Here is a 645-nt window from a genome sequence, read left to right as displayed (position 1 = left end):
CCAGCAGTTTCCGCGGCGACTCATACTCTGCTGCATCCTGTAACGCCACAGCTGTTGCCGATACTTCAGGCTTGTATATTGAGCGCCCTGATCGGAATGAAACGTCACACCGGATGGTTTCCCTCGTCGACGATACGCATCATCCAAAGCCTTAATGACCAGCTCTGTCTGCGCTTTATCAGAGATCGCCCAGCCCACCACTTTACGGGCGTACAGATCGAGTACAACGGCCAGATAAATCCAGCGTCCACCGGCTCGTATAAAGGTGATATCGCCACACCAGACCCGATTGGGTGCCGTCACGGTAAACCTACGGTTCAGACGATTAGGAATCGACAGATGCTCTGCCGTTGCTGGTTTATATTTATGTGCTCCGGGTTGTTTGCTGACTAAGCGCTGCTCTTTCATTAAGCGGGCGACCATATAGCGACTCACCTGGCTGCCATTTTCGTTCAGCTTGTCGCGAATTCCCCGGCTTCCAAGTGAGCCACGGCTGATTTTAAAGACCTCAGCCACGTGAGCTTTAAGGTGTACACGCTGGCTATTGATACGGCTTACTCTGTTGCGATAGGCGTAATAACAAGAGCGGTGAATATCAAATAGTAAGCACAGCTTCTTAACCGGATACCGCTCTCTAAACCGATC

1 protein-coding gene is annotated in these 645 nt (G+C 51.3%); it reads right to left on the bottom strand.

Annotated features, from left to right (window positions below):
- Window positions 1-645 (bottom strand): IS3 family transposase (locus HUF18_RS04670; RefSeq protein WP_225691309.1); only part of this gene is annotated, 645 nt, incomplete at both ends.

The organism is Thalassolituus sp. ST750PaO-4, from assembly GCF_020320405.1.
Taxonomy (GTDB): Bacteria; Pseudomonadota; Gammaproteobacteria; order Pseudomonadales; family Oceanobacteraceae; genus Venatoribacter; species Venatoribacter alkanivorans.
The sequence above is the reverse complement of the archived record's forward strand: the minus strand, read 5'-3'. Positions and strand labels throughout refer to the sequence as shown.